The following is a 19,725-nucleotide window of genomic DNA, read 5'->3' as shown; positions in this document are numbered from 1 at the left end:
TTCGCCGCACCGTCATGGCGGATCGAGACAACGCCCCGGAGGCGCCCGCCGCGCTCGCGCACCTGCGCGTGGTGGAGCTGGGAGACGTGCCCGCGGCCTACGCGGGCCGGCTGCTGGCAGATCTCGGCGCGGACGTCATCAAGGTGGAGCCGCCGGGCGGCGCGCCCGAACGGAGGCTCCCGCCCTTTGCCGGAGGCATCGAGGACGCCGAGCGCAGCCTGACCTCCATCCACGCCAACACCAACAAGCGCAGCCTGGTGCTGGACCTCTCCGCCGAAGGCGACCGCGACACGTTCACCAGGCTGCTGCTGTCCTCGGACGTTTTCGTCGAGGCCACTCCGCTGGGCCGGCTGGAGTCCTGGGGATACACCGACGCGTGGCTGGAGGAGAACTGCTCCGCGCTCGTGACGGTGTCCATGACGCCCTTCGGCCGCACCGGTCCGTACCGGCACTACAAGACCAGCGACGCCATCACCAACGGCGCCGGCGGCTTTCTCTACGGCCAGGGGGATGACCAGCGCGGGCCGTGCACGGCGCCCTCCCACTCGGCCTACCAGGTGGCCGGCTGCGTGGCCGCGACGCTGGCGGTGGCCGGGGTGCGGCACCGGCGGCGCAGCGGCGCAGGCCAGCGTCTGGACGTGTCGCTGCAGGAGGCGTTGACCTTCACCAACAGCAGCTCCATCGCGCGCTACACCCTGGAGAACCGCATGGGGCGCCGGCCCGGGGCGAAGACCTACGGCGGCTCGGTGACCAACATCTACCGCTGCAAGGACGGCCGCTACGTTCATTTCACCGCCAACTTGCCCCACATGTGGCGCGAGTTCACCCAGAACTGGATGACGGGGACGATTCTGTCCGAGCCGCAATGGGAGGACATGAACTACCGCGACTCCCGGAGCGACGAAGCCTCCGCCGTGGCGGCGGAGTTCATCAGCGGCTTCACCGCCGACGAGTTCGTGGCCGAAGCGCAGCGGCGGCATCTTTCCGCCGCCCCGCTCAACACCGTGGGGCAGTTCGTGGACGGGGAACAGTTGGCCGCCCGCGGCTGGATGCAGGAGATGGAGCACCCCGTCATCGGCCGCTACCGGGCGCCGGGCTTCCCCATGCGACTCTCCGGGACGCCCATGCGGGTGCGCCGGCCGGCGCCGCTGCTGGACCAGCACCGCGACGAGGTGCTGGCCGAGCTGGAGCAGGGCAGAGAACCGTGCACGGTACCGTCGCAACCGGAAGCGGACCCGGGCGACGGCATGATGTCGGGGCTCCGCATGGCCGACCTGACGCAGCAGTTCGCCGGACCCCTCGGCACCGAAATCCTCGGCTACTACGGCGTGGAGGTCCTCAAGATCGAGTCCAACACCGTGGCCGCCCGGGGCCGGCGCGCCGCCATCCACGCCGACATGAACCGGGCCAAGCTGGGCGTCACCCTGAACCTGCGTCATGACCAGGGCAAGGAGCTGTTCCGGCGTCTTGTGGAGCGGTCCCAGTTGGTGGTGGAGAACTTCAGCGTAGGGGTCATGGAGCGGCTCGGCTTCGACTACGAGTCCTTGCGCAAGGTGAACCCCGGCATCATCCAGGTGTCCATGCCCGGCTGGGGCAGGGAAGGGCCGCTGCGCTCCTGGGTGGCCTGGGGCTGGCAACTCCTGGCCTACACCGGCCTCATGCGCCTGTGGGGCTACCCCGAGTCGCCCATGCGCGCGCGCTGCAAGATCGCCTGGCCAGACCGCGTCGGCGCCATCACCATGACCCTGGGCGTGATAGCGGCGGTGGAGCACCAGGAGCGCACCGGGGAAGGGCAGTTCATCGAGGCCTCGATGCTCGAAGCCCAGGGCGCCATGCTGGGCCCCGCCATCCTCGACTACACGGTCAACGGCAACGAGTGGGACACCCTGGGCTACCGGGAAATCCTGGGCGACCCCTACGCCCCCTACGGCTGCTACCCCTGCGCCGGCAACGACGACTGGATCATCATCGCGTGCGAGACCGACGACGAGTGGCGGGCCATGGTCGAGGTCATCGGCGCCGGCTCATGGGCCGAAGACGCGCGCTTCGCGGCCAGGGAAGGGCGCCGCCGGCACCGCGACGAACTTGACGAGAAGCTGACCGGCTGGACCCGCACCCAGACCGCCCGCCAAGCCTTCCGCCGCCTCCAGGAAGCCGGCGTCGCCGCCGGCATCCCCATGTCCGGCGAGGACCTCTACTACGACCTCCACCTGCGCGAGCGCGGCCACATCGTCGACATCGACGAACCCCCCTGGGGCCGCGTCGCCCACCACGGCCTCCCCGGCATCCCCTCCCGCTCCAAGGCCAGCGCCGCCCTCCCCGCCCCCTGGATCGGCGCCCACAACGCCTACGTCCTGGGCGAGGTGCTGGGCTTGAGCGAAGAGCAAATCGCTGCGCTGGAGGAGATGGAGGCGATTAAGTAAATACAGATGAGAGAAACGACAGATGGTTGGTCCAGCTAGCGGCGTCTTGATCGCCCCAATTTCTTATAGGCTTCTTGGTAGTCGATCTTCCTTTGCTTGAGTTCCCCGCTGTCCTTTATGTTCCAGGGAACCGTCCACACCTCACCCCGCTTGTCTTCACGTAGCGTAGCCACGATTCTCGGCCACCATATCAGGAGATGGGCTGCTTGAAGATGGGCTTGCGCATTTGCCCACCGAGGCGGCAGGTGAAATACGGTCAAGCGGGTCTGGTGGATGGCGACGATCTGATTCGGTTTCCGGAAGAAGTCGGTATCCGCTGTTAGAATGGCGTTACCGTCCTTATTGGCGAATTCTGTGATCCAGTATTCGTCCGAGGATCCTTGATGGTGTTCGTCGTAGACGCTTGACAGTTCAATATCGCCAAATTGCCCTTGGCCACAGATGTCCTTGATGCTGCGTACGATTTTCACTGAGATATGTTCGTCAGCCCTTATCCTCAAGCCGCCATCCCAACTTCAAATTCTACGGCTTCACGAACCTCATCTTCGTTGATGCCCCACCAATTCGCTACGCGCGCCAGATCTCCATTCTCGGCTTTCCACTGACGGAATACAGCGGCGGTCGGTACGTGCGTATCTCCAATGACGGGGCGTCCGTAGTCGTACTGCGGGTTCACCACTACATGGGGACACGTCTCCAGGGGACGCCATTCTTCGGCCAAATACGTCTGTGGACTAAAGGTGATCCCCTTGGCCAGCACATTCTCGATGGTTGCGTACATCTCGTACTGGCCGGTCAGAAGTTCCCAAATCCGCGCATCCCCATCCTCCTCTGCGACCTTTTCAAAAATTCTCTTGCGGTCCGTGAGAAACTCTGCGTTCGAGAGTGCAAAGGGATGCTGCGTCCGAAGCTCGAGGCGGGCCTTTTCCGCCACCTTCCGGAGATACTGGAGGCTGATCTTTTGGCGTCGAAAATGCTCAACGAACCGAACCTCAATGAGATCCCAAAAGCTCAGTTCCTGAAACTTCGCCAGCGGTTGATGATCGCGCTCGATTACCGAGGGCAAATGACCGTCGGCTTGGCGCACCCACCTGTAAATCCGGTGCTGATTGTCAATCCTGAGGAGCCGCGCTGCTTCCCTTACGGTGTAAAACCCCGCACGCAGTGGGTCCTTATGTTTCCTTGCCAAGGCCAATATGACGTTTCTCCCGCTCCCTCTGAGTATCGCCTATTGTAAACGTGAGTCAACGGGTCGCCCGTTAATCCCCTTTTGAAAACGGCCCGAAGGGCTCCGGGCGGAACGGCTTGTCGCGGGCTTCGAAGAAGGCGCGCAGGCCGCCTTGCTTGCGGGCGTCTTCCAGGCGCTTGTTGAACTCCTCGCGCTTGGAGAGGCGGGCCATGGCGCTCAGTTCGGAGTTGAGGAGCCAGGCCTTGTGGAGGCCCATCATCTCCAGCCCCTGGGTGGCGATGGCGAGGTTGATCTTGACGGTCTCGGGCGGCACCAGGGCCACGCGCTCGACCATGCGGAAGCATTCCTCAAGCAGGTCGTCCCGTGGCACGACCTTGTTCACCAGGCCGATGCGCAGGGCCTCGGCGGCGTCGACGTGGTCGCCGGTGAGGGCGTAGCGCAGGGCGTTCTTGGGACCGGCCAGCAGCACCCAGATGAAGTCGGTGCCGGAGGCATGGCGCACCTGGGGCTGGCCGAAGACCGCGTCGTCCGCGGCCACGGTCAGGTGGCAGGTGAGGGCGAGCCACGAGGCGGTGCCCAGGCACCAGCCGTTGACCGCGCCGATGATGGGCTTGGGGTACTCCCAGCGGTACAGGCGCCGGCGCAGGATCTCCTCGCGGTCCTTGTCGCGGACCTCGTCGAACTCCTTGTAGAGCGGCACGCCCTCGGGCAGGGCCTGGGGCCATACGGTATCCAGGACGCCGTCCCCGGACATGTCCTCGCCGCTGGAGAAGCAGTCGCCCGCGCCGGTGAGGATCACGCCCCGCACCTCGGGGTCGTCCTTGGCCTCGGCCAGGGCCGTGTCGAGCTCCGCCAGCAGCGCCTCGCTCAGGGCGTTGCGCCGGTCCGGGCGGTTGAGGGTGATGAGCGCGCCGTTGCGCTGTTTCTCGTAGAGAAGGTTCTGGTACGCGGACATGGGGTGTCTCCTTGCACTAATCCCTGGGCTTCGACCGCGGGCCGAAGGGCTCTGGCTGGAACGGGCCGTCGCGCAGTTGCAGGTACTCGCGGATGTTCTTCTCGCGCGCCTCGTTCAGCGGGCGCCGGTGTTCCTCGCGCAGCATCACGTGGGCCGGGGCCGAGAGCTGCGAATCGAGCATGAGGGCGTCGCGCAGCCCCATCATCTCCATGCCCAGGGTGGCGATGGCGAGGTTGATCTTGACCGTCTCGGGCGGCACCAGGGCGATGCGCTCCGCCAGCTCCAAGCATTCGTCCAGCAGCCGTTCGTGCGGCACCACCTTGATGACGAGGCCGATGCGCAGGGCCTCCTGGGCGTCGATGTGGTCGCCCACCAGGCCGTAGCGCAGCGAGTTCTTGACGCCGGCGAGCATGGTCCAGAGGAAGCTCGTGTTGGAGCCGTGGCGTACCTCGGGCTGGGCGAAGACGGCCTGTTCGGAGGCGATGGTGATGTGCGTGCACAGCGCCAGCCACGAGCCCGCGCCCATGGCCCAGCCGTTGATGGCGCCGATGACCGGCTTGTCCAGCTCCCACAGGCGCAGGAAGTGGTTGCCCTCGCGACCGCGCCAGGAGTCGATCCAGTCGGAGGCGGACTGGCCCGTGGGGACGCCGTAGGGCCACTGCAGGTCGCGCCGGCGGCCGGGCTTGGGACCCTGGTCCATGCCCGCGGAGAAGGCGCGGCCGGCGCCGGTAATGATGATGGCGCGCACCTCGGGGTCATCCACGGCGTCGTCCAGGGCCGCCGACATCTCGTCCTGCACCGTCGGGCTGATGGCGTTCATCACCTGCGGCCGGTTGAGCGTGATCAACCCCGCGGCGCCGCGTTTCTCGTAAAGGATCTCGGTGTAGTCTCCCATGGGGTCTCCCTCTTTCCTACCTATCTTTCCTTCTTCCAGACGATGCGGTAGATGCCAGCGATCTCGGACAGCGGCATGATGATGGGATCGTAGCCGTGGGCGATGCTGATGAGGACCAGGTTGCCGTTCTCCCGCTTGATCCGCTTGATCAGGTACTCGCCGCCCACGGTCTTGACAACGCAGTAGTCGCCGGAGTGCCACTCCTTGTCGGGCGAGCATACCACGATTTCCCGGTCTTCATAGCGCGGGCTCATGGAGTGGCCGCGCACCTCGACTCCGAAGGCGTTGGCGTCCTTGAGGTCGTAGGGGCGCGACACCCGCCGCCATCCCTCGCCCACGGGGAAGCCGTCCTCGGAGAACTCGCCCCGGCCCGCGCCGGCCCGCCCCACGACGGGAAGGTCGTCGGGCACGTGCCCGGACACGTCGCGGACCTGGTCGTTGGTGGCCAGCAGCCATTCCAGCGACACCCCGCACACCGAAGCCAACCGGTGCAGGATGGCGGACTGCGGCGCCCGGTCGCCGGCCATGTAGTTGTAGACGGCGGTCTTGGAGATGCCCGCGCGCCGCGCTATGTCCATGGGGTCGCGTTCCGACATGGCGAGCGTCAGGCGGCGGGCGAGGGCGGTCTTGGGAAGTCTTGTCTTTTTCCTCGGCATGGTGTATATAGTTCTCAGTTGAAAAAAAGCTTGACATCATAGTAGTCAATTGATAACTTCCCGTCAAGCGCAGTCATGACGCGACTTCCAGGATCAAGAAAGGGAAGCAATGCCACGTGAGACAAGACGACATCTGAGACCGGTGGACGGAGGCCGCGAAGTTCCGAAAAAGTGGGTCGAGGTGGACGCCTCGCTGGTGGGCCTGTCGGTGCTCTCGGCCCTGCACAAGCTCGACGACGGCGAGGAGGGCGTAGCGGACGTGGACGTCGGCGGCCGCACGCTGCGAATCCGATTCGATCCGCTTCAGAAGCGCGTCCTGATGTTCGAGCTCAAGAAAACCCGGACCCGCCACCCGCGCATCACGAGTCCGGGCACAAAGACCCTCCAGTAGGTTCCAAGGAGCACACGGGATGGGGATCGAGACTGTCGGCGACCGTGGTGGAAGCCGGCAGTCTCGACCCCGCTCTCAAGACCGCTCCTCGCCAACATGCGTCCTTTCCGCGGCCTCTCTTCTTGAGGCGCATCATGGTCTAGCCGTTCAGGCCGACCGTTCCTTCTCCCCAAACGCGAGCGCAACGATGAAAATTCCTTGTTGCACTCTTCTTTCATTTGCCCTATAATTTAGTTGGTTGTCTTCTCATCATTGAAGCAAAGCATGAGAATTGAGCCCCACAGTCTCCGACCGGGTTCCCAGATCCACTCGGTGATCAAGACCGTCTTGCCGGTTTTCCTGAGTCTCGCTTGGGCGCTCCTGCTGGCGTGCGCGGCCTCCGCGCAATCGATGGAACAGGCGGACGCGGCCTATGCCGAGGGCCGCTTTGCGGCCGCCGCCGAACTCGCTGAAAAGCTTCAAACTTCCGAGGGTTACGCATTGGCCGCGCTGGCCGTGGTGATGCACGGTCATCTCTCCCCCGACACGCGCGTGAAGGAGCCGCTCTACAAGCGCGCGATCCGGTTGGCCAAGCGGGCCATCCGGCTCAACCCGCGCAATCCGGAAGCGCACATCCAACTGGCCCATGCCATGGGCCGGTACGCGCGCGCCATCGGATTCGTCAAGGCCGTGGCGGGCGGATACGCCCGGAAGGTGCGGAAAGCCATCGACAAGGCGCTCCGGCTGGACCCCGACAAGGCGGGGGCGCATCTGAGCATGGCCACATGGCACTCGGAGCTCGTCAAGGGCGCCGGACCCATGGCCGGGCTGCTCTACGGCGCCACCGCAAAGAAGGCGCGCAAGCACTACCGGCGCAGCATCGAACTCGTGCCTCACGACAAAGTGGCGCGCGTCGAATATGCGTTCGCACTCTTGACGATGGACAAGCAGCGCCACCATGCGGAGGCGATCCACCAACTCAAGCATGCCGTCCAGGATCCCCCGAGGAACGCGGTCGACCGCCTCTACCACAAGAAGGCGCTGGCCGGGTTGGCCGTTCTGAACGGAAGCTGAACGCGCCGGCGCGCCGGTTCGCACACCGCGATGCCGGCGCAGCCGGTCTCGATCCCCGGATACAGGCATGCCGCGCAATGACCAGGTCACGCGCCAGTGGCTGTTGTTGAAAAGGCTGGAGGACGTCCGGGGCGCGACTCTGTCGGAGTTGGCGGAGTCTCTGCCTGAGGACTATTCGCGTCATCCTCGCACCATTCGCCGCGACCTGGAGGCCCTGGAAGCCGCCCACATTCCCCTCATCATCGAACGCCGGAACGGCCAGACCGTGTGGCGCCTGATGGACGGTTACCGCCAGACCCTGCCGCTGGCGCTGTCGCCCACGGAGCTCATGGCGCTGGTGTTCAGCCGCGATCTCCTGAAGCCGCTGGACGGGACGGAGATGAAGGCGTCCCTCGATTCGGCACTGACCAAGGCCGCTGCGGCATTGCCCGCCGAAGGCGCGACATATGTCGAGAACCTCCGAGGGCAGTTCGCCGTGGGGCTCGGCTCGCACAAGACCTACCGCGAGCATCGCCACACCATCGACCATCTCTCACGCGCCATTTCACGTACGCGCACCGTGCAGATGCGCTACTACACCGCATCGCGCAACCAGACACGGCGCCGCGAGGTCGATCCGTACCGCTTGTGGTACGCGGACGGCGGTCTTTTCCTCATCGGCTACTGCCACCTCCGAAGGGACGTGCGCACCTTCGCCGTGGATCGCATCCGCTCCCTGTCTCTCACCAACCGCCCGTGCCAGATGCCCCTGTGTTTCGACCTCGACGCCTACGTCAAGGACTCCCTCGTGGTGATGCGCGGCAAGCCCATCGAGCTGGAACTGCTGTTCGACAAGGCCACGACCGCATGGGTGAAGGGCCGTATCTGGCACCACAGCCAGCAGGTCCACAAAACCCGAGACGGGCGCTTGGCCCTTTCGCTCCGGGTCGCCGATACTCCCGAGCTGGTGGGCTGGGTGCTTCACTTCGGCGGGGGAGTTCAGGTCATCGGCCCCGCCACCTTCCGCGACAAGGTTCGCGACGAAGCTCGAAAGATTCTCGAACAGGGTGACCTCGCCGCGCGCACTGTGCCTCGGGCGCTGCGGAGGAATCGAGACGCGCCCACAAGTCTTTTGCGGGCGTGACCCCGGATGTCACTCAGGTTTGCTATCCTGCTGCGGTGAAACATTGGTTGAACCATGAAGCACCGACGATATTTGGCGGTGAACCGCTTGGGCGTTGCTTGCTGGTTATTGTGGTCGCTATATCCATGCCGACGGGCCATGACTTCCTGATGGGGTGACGATGTTCAAGATGATTGTCGCGTTCGAGGCGGAACGCGGTTACAAAGTTGCAGGCAAAGAGTGGCTGCTGGCGGAACGCAGAGGTATCATCTCATGATTTCAGAAAGCAAGGGCGTGGACGGAGAGGAAATCTACCGTATAGCGCTGGGTTCGCGTCCTGATCCTTGGCAGCGGACGCTCATGGAGCGTCGGTGGCCAAGTGTCCTGATCGCGCCCACTGGATCGGGCAAGACCGCGGCGGTCACCCTCGGGTGGGCGGCGCGCCGCCTGCAAGCTGCGGCAGTGGCGCCACGACGGCTGGTTTGGTGTCTACCCATGCGTACTTTGGTCGAGCAGACAGCAAATTCGGTCCGGGAATGGATGGACAAGCTGTCGAGTGAAATCCGTTCGCAAGGGGTCTTGCCGGAACGGAACGATGTGCATGTCCTGATGGGCGGTGTGGATGGCGGTAAATGGCTGGAACGACCGGAGCGACCGGCGGTGATCGTTGGCACTCAGGACATGCTGCTCAGCAGGGCGCTCATGCGCGGGTACGCCTCGTCCCGAGCCAACTGGCCCATGGAGTTCGCCATACTTCACGACGACACACAGTGGGTTTTCGACGAAGTGCAACTCATGGGTGCCGGACGTGCCACCTCGACGCAGATCGAAGCATTTCGCTGTAGCGAGGAGGCTCGTGCCGAGCCGGGTTGGCGCACGCCCGGACGCCGAGTTCACAGCCTGTGGATTTCCGCTACCCTCGAACCAGAATGGCTCGTAACCGTAGATCACCCGAAACCTGCGGAATCTGAGGTCATGCGCGTGACACCGGACCAGAACGCCGGTGATCGGCTTGGGCGTCTTGTACGAGCAAAGAAGGCGGTGCGGTGTTCAGACGTCCCCCCGCCACGCTCCGCGAAGGCCGGCGACATCGAATCGTACATCAAGGATCTCGCAAAGGCGGTTCGTGCGGCGCATCGTTCGGGGCACAAGACGTTGGTCATAGTCAATCGCGTAAAGCGCGCTCAGGATTTATACCGCTGTCTCCAGAAATCGGATGCGCCGGCGGATCTCGCGCTTGTCCACTCACGCTTTCGCGCGGTCGATCGGACGAGAGAGATGGCCAAGCTCACCGATCCTCGAACGCGGGACATGATCGTCGTGACGACCCAGGCCGTGGAGGCCGGTATCGACATCTCTTCGGCTGTACTGTTCACTGAACTTGCGCCTTGGTCATCCATGGTTCAACGGTTCGGTCGAGCCAACCGTTACGCAGAATACGACGATGGCGCCGAAGTTCACTGGGTTGACCTGCTCGACGACTCGAACAACGAAACGGACGAGAAGACGAAACGTGAACTTGCGCTCCCCTACCGGATTGAGGAATTGCAGGCAGCACGGGAGCGACTCGTGTCCTTGACGGATGCCGCTCCCGTTCACCTTCCTCCAGCGGATCCGATCGACCCGCCGCTACACGTCATCCGGAGAAAGGACCTTGACGATCTGTTTGACACCGACCCCGATCTGACCGGCTTTGATGTCGATGTATCGCCCTACGTGCGCGATGCCGACGATACGGACGTGCGGGTCTTCTGGCGGGATCTTTCCGACGCTGTTGATGAACCACCGCGTCCGCCTCGCGCGGAAGAGTTGTGCACCGCACCCATTGGCCTTGCGAAGGACTGGTTGACGAAGGTCCGCAAGGACAAGAGTAACAAGACGAAAGGCGTTTTGGTGTACGTTCGTGATCCGCAGGCGCGCCATGTCGATGCGACGACCGGGCGCCCTAATCTGAACGGTTGGCAGCCGTTCCGGGACGACCCCTGGCCTGGGGTGACCCTTCTGGTCGATTTGCGCGCTGGCGGTTATTCCGCCGACGTTGGCTTCACCGGTGATCCGGGATCGCGGGTCGAAGGCATTTCGGTCATGATGGATTCGGCTCGGGTGACAAGTGATCCGGCAGAGGACGAAGAAGGTCACGGTGACGATCCGCGAAGCGCCGTCGGGGTGGCGGTCCCACTCACCGATCATCTCGGCCATGTCGCGACAGAGGCCGCGGCGCTCTGCGACGCCCTCGCTGTTGAGCCCCAGACACGTGACGCTATTGTCCGCGCGGCTCGCTGGCACGATCTGGGCAAGGCCCACGCGGTCTTTCAGGACACCATGCGCCGGGGCCTCGGGCCGCAAGGGGCGCCCCGAGAGCAGCTTCTTGCCAAGACAGTGAAGGGAAACGTGCGCCACACGCGGCCCTACTTCCGCCACGAACTTGCGTCCGCCCTGGCGTTTTTCGAGCAAGAAGAATGGTCACGCGACGCCGATCTCGTCGCCTATTTGGTGGCCGCGCACCACGGGAAGGTCCGCATGAATCTTCGCGCGTTGCCGCGCGAGCGGCCTCCCCAAGGTGAACGCGACACTATACGGTTCGCTCGCGGCGTGTGGGAAGGCGACGAGATACCGCCGGTCGATTTGGGGACAGGGGAACGTTGGGGCGGCGGACCCTTGCGTCTCTCGGTGATGGAGATTGGCTGGGACGAAACGACCGGCGAAAGCTGGATCGAGCGGACCCGAGAACTGTTGGCCCGTTTTGGGCCATTCCGTCTTGCCTGGATGGAGACCGTTGTCCGACTCGCTGACTGGCGTGCGTCAGCCAAGGAACGGGAGGGGCGCTATGGACAGGCCTGAGTCGTTCGATCACCGCCTCGACGGCTGCACATCGACCCCGCTCGCCTCGTACCTGAAGGCGCTCGGCATTCTCCGGCTGATTTCCTCGCCGGATAACAACGTTACCGACCGGGCCGCCGACCCTCACGCACGAGGCTGGTGGGAGAACGAGTGCTTCCACCTGCGGACGGTGCTCTCTCGCGAGGCGTTGCAACGATTCTTTTTGGAGGAATATGCACCGAGCCCGATCATTGCGCCCTGGAATAGCGGAAGCGGTTTCTATCCGAAAGACAACCGGGACGGATTCGGTCCGCTGATCGGCGAGACGGTAGCGAAGCGGTTCAGCGCAATCTCCGAGGCGATTCGGTCCGCAGCCAAAACCATCGAACAACAGGGACTCAAGGAGAAGCCGACCGGCGACGCCAAGATGACTCTCGTAGCCGTGCTCCGGGCGGAGCTTCCCGACAGGGCTCTTCACTGGCTTGACGCGACACTCGCATTGTCCGGTCGAAGTCTTGCATACCCTCAGTTGCTGGGAACAGGCGGCAACGATGGGAGGCTTGATTTCACCAACAACTTCATGCGTCGGCTCGTTGCGCTTGGCTCGGCCGCACTGTTCGATCCCGTAAGCGGCTCGCCATCCGAAACCGCGCGATCGCTCTTCCCGAATGCGCTGTTCGCAGCGGCGTCGTTTGGCCTGAGCGGCGGGAGCCCCGGACAATTCGCGCCGGGAACGGCGGGGGGACCGAATGCGAGCACAGGCTACGAGGCCGGCGGCGAGGTGAACCCTTGGGATTTCGTCATGATGCTGGAGGGCGCTAGTGCGTTCGCAGGAGCTGCGAGTCGCCGTCACCAAGGCAGCACGGCTTCGGGCGCAAGCTTTCCATTCACGGTACGGGCAGTCGGAGCGGGTTGGGGGGGTGTCGATGCGGCCGATGAGGCTGATGCGCGCGCAGAGTTCTGGGCGCCGTTGTGGGGCCGGCCCGCGCGTTTCTGCGAGATCGACAGGTTACTCACGGAGGGACGTGCGGTTCTGAACGGACGAACGGCGCGTGACGGCGTCGACTTCGCGAGAGCGGCCGCCAGCTTGGGAGTCAGCCGGGGCTTCTCGGAATTCGAACGTTTCGGTTTCCTCCAGCGTTTCGGCAAGGCCTATCTCGCCACACCGCTCGGGCGCCGGTCATCCGCGTCATCGTCAGGCGCCATGCTCATTGCAGATTTGGACACAGGCGGATGGCTTGAGCGCGTACGACGGATCGGACGCAAACAGGAAGAGCCGGCCGCCGCCAGACGTGCCATCAAGCAGCTTGAAGACGCGATGTTCGGGCTCACCACACCTGCGCCTTCACCGGATCGGGTGCAGACGGCTCTCGTGGCGCTCGGGAGATGCGTCGAATGGCTGGCGATCAGCCCGAGGGGACGGGAGGGCGTCAACGCGCCACCGCCCCGGCTTTCGTCGTACTGGATACAGCGGGCTGATGACGGCACCCCCGAATTTCGGGTCGCGGCCGCAGTCGCCGGGCTCGGGCTGCCGGCGCCGATGCCGGTCGCGCGGGTCGCACCTGCCGGGGGGTCGACAGACACACCGGCACTGGTTCCAACAACGGACGCATACGACGATTCTACTACGGCTTCGAACTCACCGGATTACATGGGGATTGAATTGCCGATGGCTGCCCACTTCGCGCCGGTAGACGAAGCAAGATTCTTCCAGGGCATGCGTCTCTCTAGGCGCCGCGCATGGGTGGCCGAGGACGCCCCATCGACCGTCGTCTGGACCGCGGGAGGTCTTGTATCGAACCTGCTTGCGGCGATGGAGCGGAGAATGGTTGAGGCGACAATGCGCGGATTCCAAGACAAGCCATTCGCCGGAGCCGCTTGGGCACATGCCGAGGACATAGCAATATTCATTGATGGCGACTTTGAAGACGACCGCTGTGCTGCCCTGCTTCGTGGCTTGGTCTGGGCCGCGCCGGCAAGATTGCCGCGCAGGACATCATCCGCAACGGCACCGCCTCGGTTGCCGCCCTTTGCGTATGCCGCACTGAAACCGATTTTCTCGACCAATGCTGCGTTGCGTCGCGTCGGTGCTCTTGACGGCGCGGCTCGTGTGCCGGTGCCGCCAGGGCTGTTGACAAGGCTCCGTGCCGCCGGTCGCAGCATGGATGGGAGTATGATCGACGAAGCGGTCCGCACCGCGCTTAACCGTGCTCGGAGTTCGGGCCTTATGTCGCCATTCGATCGGGCGACCGCACACCGTGGGGCAGCGATCGGCGCCGGTACTCGCGCCGATCGCTTGGCGGCCTCACTGCTGATCCCAATAGATGATCGAGACTTGTCTGCGTTGCTCTCACGAGCCTATTCCTCGGCCTTACGCGATGAAACCCCTATGGAGGACACCAACGATGTCGCTTGATCTGACCCCGCTTGATGGAGCGCCGCGGCTTCTCGTCGAGGCGGCGCTGAAGCCCGTTCAGGGTAGCCGATTTCAGCCGACCGGGTTCCCCAATCTCGGTCACGCCGAGTACGCGTCACCAGATGGTCAAGGACGGATCGTGCTCGTCGAGAGTGCGCAGTCGATGGCGAACCGCCTGGAGGCGGTTTGCTGGGATGAGCGTGTGGACGACTGGGTTTCGCCGCTTGCGGGACTTCCTGTTGTCAAGGTAACGGACGAGCAGGGTAGACCACTCACGAACTCGCTGCTGGAGGCGCATCGCCTCAACTCGCCGTATATCCTGGAGGGTAAGGACACATCCGTACTCGACCTGTTGAAGCAGCGCCTCGCCTCAATGGAAGTAGGCCGTGTAGACCTGCGGGAGCTTGCAAGAGTGCTGCTGGAGTTCGACACCAACGCCCTCCTTCACGGGATTTTCCTGGCCAAGGGGACCCTCGCGGGCGGGCGATTGCGACTTCCGAGATCGCTCTCGGCCTTCATCGAAGCCACGAACGCGGCCGTGGCGGCGAGTGGGGGGGTCAAGAACGACAGCGTCAATCCGAGCGGCGATACAGCGAAGGGCTTCGGCAACGTTCCCTTCGCGCGCGACGAGTGGGTGGCAGAACGAATCACAGCGTACTTCAGCCTGGATCTTCGCCAGATTCGAGCCTTTGGCCTTGGGGATGAGGTTGCGCGAATGCTCGTGGCGATGGCCCTGTTCAAGATCCAGCGACTGCTCCGCGAGGGCCTGCGTCTACGTACCGCCTGCGATTTGGATGTCGTCGAGATAACCGTGACGCGCCCCGATCATTTTGAGCTACCGACTCTCGATGACCTCGAAGCGGAGCTTCCCGGCCTTATCGAAGCGGTTGGAGCGCAAGGGCTCTTCGGAGACAGCCGGGTTCTGACCGTCACTTACAGGAAGTAGCCGCGTGTTCGCTCTGATATTCAATTTCCCTGCCGGGCGCTATCATGCCACCCCGTGGGGACGCAACGTCAACGAGGCGGACGTGGCCTGGCCCCCCGAACCTTGGCGACTGCTGCGCGCGCTGATTGCCGGTTGGCGGCGGAAGGGAGACGCTGAGCGTTGGTCCGAGACCGATCTTGCTGACCTGATCGATTCACTTGCCGAGACACTGCCCGTATACCGACTGCCGCCGGGAACAATTCACACTCATACGCGCCACTACATGCCACAAGGCAAACTTGAGAAGGGTAAGGAGAAGACCGCGCTCGTATTCGACGCGTTCATTCATCTGCCAAAGGATGCCGAGATCGTTGCGGCATGGCCGGACGTGACGCTTTCTCCTCATCTGTTCGGCTTCGCATCCGACGTAGCCGCGTCACTCGCCTATCTCGGTCGCGCCGAGAGTTGGACAGAATGCCGGGCTACGGACGCATGGGACGGTGAACCGAACTGTCGAGCCACCGGTTCCAGAGAAGGCGACGGAATGCCGGTTCGTGTTCTCGCATCGTGCTCACCACAGGAGTATGCCGCAGAACGAGAGCGACTTCTCACCGACTCGCCCCGCGCACCGGTCGGGCAGAGACAGTCTTCAAGAGCCCGCGGCAGGACGGCCGAGGCGGCGTTTCGCAGCAAGCGGAGCGGCGCGGATACTCTGCCCCAACGATTGGTGGACGCTCTGACACTTGACACCGCGGACTACCAGGATCGGCGTTGGAGCCGCCCCCCAGCGGCCCGTGAGGTTATCTATGTTCGATCCGCAGAGGCGGCACCCGGGGTGATTCCCAGTATCCGTACTCGCCCCCGGCGTGCCGCACGGAAGGACCTGCCTACTGTCGCGCGCTTTCTCATGGCGGGTCGCCCCCTGCCTCGCGTGGAAGACGCTGTACGGATCGGAGAGTTGATGCGCCGCGCCGCGCTCGCGCAATTCGGCTGGGACTGGAAAGAGGCGACGAGGCGCTCCGTTCCCCGCGCACCATGGCCGATCTCCGGGAGAAACCCGGATGGGAGACCTCTTGCGGAACCGTCCCATGCCCACGCGTTCTGGTTACCAGAGGACGCCGACCTGGACGGGTGGATCGACCATATCTCGGTATACATTGCGAGCGGCATCGACGATGATATTCACGTCAAGCTCGATCAAATCACGCGCCTCTGGCTGCCGCCGAGGCAAAGCCCGGACAGCGACGAGACCGGACCAGCCGCGGTCAAGGAATGGCGGCTTGCCCTGGAGGGATTCGGAAATCCCACCGATTTCGCGCACGGCGCGCGGATCTTCGGCACCTCAAGGCAGTGGCGGAGTGTGACGCCGTTTCTTGCCGCCGGGCACCTGAAGCGAACGGGTTATTCAGGCGAAGCGCTACGACTGCTCAAGCGTCGTGGACGGGACGTCGAGGCAATCGAGATCGAGGTACTCAATAGCATCCCGGTTGGTGGTAGCCAGCGCCGCGCCAACCACTTCCACAGATTCCGTTCACGTGGTGGCGAGAAACAGCCCGATGCCGCGGGTGCGCTGCTGCGAATCACCTTCCCTGGACCGGTTTCCGGTCCGCTTGCCTTGGGATTCGGCAGCCATTTCGGGCTCGGACTCTTTACCGCCATGGACTGAAGTGGCAGCCATGCCCCCCGAACAACAACTCACCCTCGGCCTTCCGCCCCCTCCCGTCACTGGCGACGCGCCCCTCGTCCCGGTCCGGATGATCAATGAGTGGGTCTATTGCCCGCGTCTCGCCTACCTCGAATGGGTCGAGGGCGAATGGGCGGACAGCGTGGATACGGCCGAGGGACGGCGCGCGCACGCGCGGGTGGATGAGGGCGGCGGACAGTTGCCCGCGCCGGAAGATCTTGACGAGGACCTGGCCCGGGCCAAGTCGGTCACCATGTCCTCGGAGCGCTTGGGCATCATCGCCAAGATGGATGTCGTGGAGGCGGACGAGGAGTCGGTGACGCCGGTGGACTTCAAGAAGGGCAAGCGGCCACACGTGGCCGCGGGGGCCTATGAGCCGGAGCGCGTGCAGGTATGCGCCCAGGCACTGATCCTGGAGGACAACGGCTACCGCGTGGAGAAGGGGGCACTGTGGTACGCTGGCTCGCGGGAGCGCGTCGGGGTGACGCTGGACCCGGAGCTTCGGGCGCGCACCCTGGACGCCATTTCGGGCCTGCGCGCGGCGGCCGCGTCTGGACGCAGGCCCCCTCCCTTGCAGAACAGCCCCAAGTGCCCGCGTTGCTCCCTTGCCGGGATCTGCTTGCCGGACGAGACCAATCTCTTCCGCAACGGTCATCCTCCGCGTCCGCTCAACCCTTCGGACAACCCGGCGCTGCCGCTGTACGTGCAGACGCCGGGGGCGAGGGTGCGCAAGAGCGGCGAACAATTGATCGTCGAGGTGGAGGAAGAGAAAGTGGAAGTGCCGATGATCAATGTGTCCCAGGTGGCGCTGTTCGGTCCCGTCTCGGTCACCACGCCGGCACTGCACGCGCTGATGCGCGCAGAGGTTTCCGTCTCCTGGTTCACCACCGGAGGGTGGTTTCTCGGCCACACGGTGGGAAGCGGCAACGGCAATGTGGCCGTGCGCGAGGCCCAATACCGGTTCGCCTTCGATGAAGGCCGCAGTCTCGCCTTCTCGCGTGATCTGGTCGTAGCCAAGGTGCGCAACTCGCGGACCCTGTTGCGGCGCAACTGGCGCGACGACCGGGAGGCCGGCGACAAGTCGGAAACGCTGGAGCGAATGAGACGGATGATACAACGCGTGCCCTTTGCGGAAAGCCCTCAACAGTTGTTGGGAATGGAGGGTGAAGCCGCGGCAACGTACTTCGCGCATTTCGAGAATATGCTCGCGCCCAATGCGGACGAAGGCGTGGCAGCGTTTTCCTTTTCGACCCGCAACCGGCGTCCGCCTACAGATCCAGTCAACGCCATGCTGTCGCTGGCCTATGCGCTACTGACACGGACTTTCGTCACCGCGATCTCGGCGACGGGGCTCGACCCTTACATGGGGCTTTACCACCGGCCGCGCCACGGCCGCCCGGCTCTCGCCCTCGACGTCATGGAACCATTTCGGCCCATCGTCGCCGACTCATGCGTGATCCAGGTCATCAACAACGGCGAAGTCAGACCGGGCGACTTCGTCTTCAACGGGCCGAGTTGCGCCCTCCGGCCGGGAGGCCGCAAGGCTTTCATGGCAGCGTTCGAGCGCCGCATGGAGCAGGAAACCACCCATCCCGTGTTCGGTTACCGCGTCTCCATGAGACGGTTGATCGATGTGCAGGCACGGCTGCTGGCCCGGCATTTCCAGGGCGAAATCCGCACGTATCCCCACTACCTTCCGCGGTGAACCATCATGGCCAACGAGCGTCTCTACATCGTGACCTACGACATCGCCAACCCGAAGCGCTGGCAACAAGTCTTCAAGACCATGAAGGGCTACGGCCATTGGCTCCAGTTGTCGGTGTTTCAGTGTCGGCTCACGGCCCGGCAGCGCGCCGACTTGGCGACGCGCCTGGAGAGCCTGATCCGCCCCTCGGAGGACCACATCCTGATCGTGGACCTGGGTCCCGCCGACGCCGTAGACCCGCGCGTCGAAAGCCTGGGCAAGACCTATGAAGCGCCGGATCGGCGTGCCACAATCGTGTAAGTAGATCTACGGAGGCGGGTCGAATACATGCCGCGGACATTGCGAGAGCTGACGAAGGATGCCAAACCCGGTCAGCGCTCGCACAGGGTTTCTTGTTGTGTGGAAAGGAGATATCAAGGCTAGTGCGCAATATCGGACCGCCCATACGGTACGCCAAGAGCCCGAGCCAAGCAGCGCTCGCATCTGGCCGAAATTTTCGAGATCCCGAGTCAAGTTGGGAAGGGACAGATTCCGGGGCAACGTTGCCCCGGCCTCATTGAAGCGATCCGGATGCGAATGTGGCGGATTCGGTGCCGGATGTGGATTCCGGGGCAACGTTGCCCCGGCCTCATTGAAGCCAGTCGTGCCGGCTTGAGACTGAGGGCCCTGGTACTGATTCCGGGGCAACGTTGCCCCGGCCTCATTGAAGCAGCATGCCGGCGAGCGCCTGGTCACGGAAGTACGCGGCGATTCCGGGGCAACGTTGCCCCGGCCTCATTGAAGCCGGGCACAAAACCCAACATACAGACAACGTGAAAACGATTCCGGGGCAACGTTGCCCCGGCCTCATTGAAGCGAAACTTCGCCCGGCGGCGACCGCCAAAGCCAACAACAGATTCCGGGGCAACGTTGCCCCGGCCTCATTGAAGCCAGCGGAACCGGATCGAGCGGGAGAACCGGATGCACGGCGATTCCGGGGCAACGTTGCCCCGGCCTCATTGAAGCAATCGCCCCGCCCACGACGCCCCGGGGCAAGTCCTCGATTCCGGGGCAACGTTGCCCCGGCCTCATTGAAGCTAGGACAGGTCCACGATGTTCAGTGCCGCGTCCCGAGGATTCCGGGGCAACGTTGCCCCGGCCTCATTGAAGCGAGATATCCGGCCTCATGCGCCTCGCGGCGAGCGTTGATTCCGGGGCAACGTTGCCCCGGCCTCATTGAAGCCCCACCCGCGCGCCGGCGATGTCCGTGGTGCTGCCCGATTCCGGGGCAACGTTGCCCCGGCCTCATTGAAGCGGACGATGACGGCCCTGCTGAACCGGGCGGGGCGGAGATTCCGGGGCAACGTTGCCCCGGCCTCATTGAAGCTCGGGGGGGGTTTGATGTTCCGTGAGTTGGCGCCCGGGATTCCGGGGCAACGTTGCCCCGGCCTCATTGAAGCGAGAGTATGCGTCCATCAACGAGCTAGTCAAGGCGAGATTCCGGGGCAACGTTGCCCCGGCCTCATTGAAGC

15 protein-coding genes and 1 CRISPR repeat array are annotated in these 19,725 nt (G+C 64.1%); of the genes, 10 read left to right on the top strand and 5 right to left on the bottom strand.

Annotated elements, in window-relative coordinates:
- The first annotated feature begins 14 nt into the window (after positions 1 to 14).
- Entirely contained in the window at positions 15 to 2,423 is a 2,409-nt protein-coding gene (locus OXU42_07350) for a CoA transferase (protein MDE0029198.1), read from the top strand.
- A 35-nt stretch (positions 2,424 to 2,458) separates the two neighbouring features.
- Here the strand turns inward: OXU42_07350 and OXU42_07345 are convergent, their stop codons facing one another.
- The 5 genes from OXU42_07345 to OXU42_07325 form a co-directional block, all read right to left on the bottom strand.
- Positions 2,459 to 2,923, bottom strand: a complete 465-nt coding sequence (locus OXU42_07345; protein MDE0029197.1) for a hypothetical protein — start codon at positions 2,921 to 2,923, stop codon at positions 2,459 to 2,461.
- Positions 2,920 to 3,510 (bottom strand): hypothetical protein, encoded by a 591-nt coding sequence (locus tag OXU42_07340; protein ID MDE0029196.1) that lies wholly within the window; start codon positions 3,508 to 3,510, stop codon positions 2,920 to 2,922. Before OXU42_07340 ends, OXU42_07345 begins: the two co-directional genes overlap by 4 nt.
- A 172-nt stretch (positions 3,511 to 3,682) precedes the next feature.
- Complete coding sequence (locus OXU42_07335) at positions 3,683 to 4,567, bottom strand: enoyl-CoA hydratase/isomerase family protein (protein ID MDE0029195.1); 885 nt, start codon at positions 4,565 to 4,567, stop codon at positions 3,683 to 3,685.
- Positions 4,568 to 4,583: 16 nt separating this feature from the next.
- On the bottom strand, positions 4,584 to 5,462 hold the full coding sequence (locus OXU42_07330; protein MDE0029194.1) for an enoyl-CoA hydratase/isomerase family protein: 879 nt from the start codon (positions 5,460 to 5,462) through the stop codon (positions 4,584 to 4,586).
- Positions 5,463 to 5,482: 20 nt separating this feature from the next.
- Positions 5,483 to 6,118, bottom strand: a complete 636-nt coding sequence (locus tag OXU42_07325; protein MDE0029193.1) for a helix-turn-helix domain-containing protein — start codon at positions 6,116 to 6,118, stop codon at positions 5,483 to 5,485.
- Positions 6,119 to 6,227: 109 nt separating this feature from the next.
- Here OXU42_07325 and OXU42_07320 point away from each other — a divergent pair, with 109 nt between their 5' ends.
- The 9 genes from OXU42_07320 (at position 6,228) to cas2 (ending at position 18,514) form a co-directional block, all read left to right on the top strand.
- Positions 6,228 to 6,509: a hypothetical protein gene (locus OXU42_07320; GenBank protein ID MDE0029192.1), complete on the top strand. Its 282-nt coding sequence runs from the start codon at positions 6,228 to 6,230 to the stop codon at positions 6,507 to 6,509.
- Positions 6,510 to 6,773: 264 nt separating this feature from the next.
- Positions 6,774 to 7,562 carry a hypothetical protein gene (locus OXU42_07315; protein ID MDE0029191.1) on the top strand — a complete coding sequence of 263 codons (789 nt, stop codon included), beginning with the start codon at positions 6,774 to 6,776 and terminating at the stop codon, positions 7,560 to 7,562.
- Between the two features lie 67 nt (positions 7,563 to 7,629).
- Positions 7,630 to 8,685, top strand: coding sequence for a WYL domain-containing transcriptional regulator (locus OXU42_07310; GenBank protein MDE0029190.1), 1,056 nt, complete (start codon positions 7,630 to 7,632; stop codon positions 8,683 to 8,685).
- Positions 8,686 to 8,937: 252 nt separating this feature from the next.
- Positions 8,938 to 11,505 carry a CRISPR-associated endonuclease Cas3'' gene (locus OXU42_07305; GenBank protein ID MDE0029189.1) on the top strand — a complete coding sequence of 856 codons (2,568 nt, stop codon included), beginning with the start codon at positions 8,938 to 8,940 and terminating at the stop codon, positions 11,503 to 11,505.
- Entirely contained in the window at positions 11,492 to 13,900 is a 2,409-nt protein-coding gene (csx17, locus tag OXU42_07300) for a type I-U CRISPR-associated protein Csx17 (protein ID MDE0029188.1), read from the top strand. The genes OXU42_07305 and csx17 overlap by 14 nt, the downstream gene beginning before the upstream one ends.
- Positions 13,890 to 14,846, top strand: coding sequence for a type I-U CRISPR-associated RAMP protein Csb1/Cas7u (gene cas7u / locus OXU42_07295; GenBank protein ID MDE0029187.1), 957 nt, complete (start codon positions 13,890 to 13,892; stop codon positions 14,844 to 14,846). The genes csx17 and cas7u overlap by 11 nt, the downstream gene beginning before the upstream one ends.
- Before the next feature lie 4 nt (positions 14,847 to 14,850).
- Positions 14,851 to 16,491: a type I-U CRISPR-associated protein Csb2 gene (csb2, locus tag OXU42_07290; protein MDE0029186.1), complete on the top strand. Its 1,641-nt coding sequence runs from the start codon at positions 14,851 to 14,853 to the stop codon at positions 16,489 to 16,491.
- A 10-nt stretch (positions 16,492 to 16,501) separates the two neighbouring features.
- On the top strand, positions 16,502 to 18,214 hold the full coding sequence (gene cas1, locus OXU42_07285) for a CRISPR-associated endonuclease Cas1 (GenBank protein MDE0029185.1): 1,713 nt from the start codon (positions 16,502 to 16,504) through the stop codon (positions 18,212 to 18,214).
- 6 nt (positions 18,215 to 18,220) lie between these two features.
- Positions 18,221 to 18,514 (top strand): CRISPR-associated endonuclease Cas2, encoded by a 294-nt coding sequence (gene cas2, locus OXU42_07280; protein MDE0029184.1) that lies wholly within the window; start codon positions 18,221 to 18,223, stop codon positions 18,512 to 18,514.
- A gap of 227 nt (positions 18,515 to 18,741) precedes the next feature.
- Positions 18,742 to 19,725: direct repeats of the CRISPR family, unit length 36 nt; unit sequence GATTCCGGGGCAACGTTGCCCCGGCCTCATTGAAGC.

Source organism: Deltaproteobacteria bacterium (assembly GCA_028818775.1).
Classification (GTDB): domain Bacteria; phylum Desulfobacterota; class Binatia; order UBA9968; family JAJDTQ01; genus JAJDTQ01.
Note: the sequence above shows the minus strand (reverse complement) of the source record. Positions and strands in the feature narration are given on the sequence as shown.

Bases quoted from the DNA above. Each gene is read 5' to 3' on its own strand.
- OXU42_07325 (MDE0029193.1), bottom strand. From the start codon at position 6,118: ATGCCGAGGAAAAAGACAAGACTTCCCAAGACCGCCCTCGCCCGCCGC.
- OXU42_07305 (MDE0029189.1), top strand. From the start codon at position 8,938: ATGATTTCAGAAAGCAAGGGCGTGGACGGAGAGGAAATCTACCGTATA.
- OXU42_07330 (MDE0029194.1), bottom strand. From the start codon at position 5,462: ATGGGAGACTACACCGAGATCCTTTACGAGAAACGCGGCGCCGCGGGG.
- cas7u (MDE0029187.1), top strand. From the start codon at position 13,890: ATGTCGCTTGATCTGACCCCGCTTGATGGAGCGCCGCGGCTTCTCGTC.
- cas2 (MDE0029184.1), top strand. From the start codon at position 18,221: ATGGCCAACGAGCGTCTCTACATCGTGACCTACGACATCGCCAACCCG.
- OXU42_07350 (MDE0029198.1), top strand. From the start codon at position 15: ATGGCGGATCGAGACAACGCCCCGGAGGCGCCCGCCGCGCTCGCGCAC.
- OXU42_07315 (MDE0029191.1), top strand. From the start codon at position 6,774: ATGAGAATTGAGCCCCACAGTCTCCGACCGGGTTCCCAGATCCACTCG.
- cas1 (MDE0029185.1), top strand. From the start codon at position 16,502: ATGCCCCCCGAACAACAACTCACCCTCGGCCTTCCGCCCCCTCCCGTC.
- OXU42_07320 (MDE0029192.1), top strand. From the start codon at position 6,228: ATGCCACGTGAGACAAGACGACATCTGAGACCGGTGGACGGAGGCCGC.
- OXU42_07310 (MDE0029190.1), top strand. From the start codon at position 7,630: ATGCCGCGCAATGACCAGGTCACGCGCCAGTGGCTGTTGTTGAAAAGG.
- OXU42_07335 (MDE0029195.1), bottom strand. From the start codon at position 4,567: ATGTCCGCGTACCAGAACCTTCTCTACGAGAAACAGCGCAACGGCGCG.
- csx17 (MDE0029188.1), top strand. From the start codon at position 11,492: ATGGACAGGCCTGAGTCGTTCGATCACCGCCTCGACGGCTGCACATCG.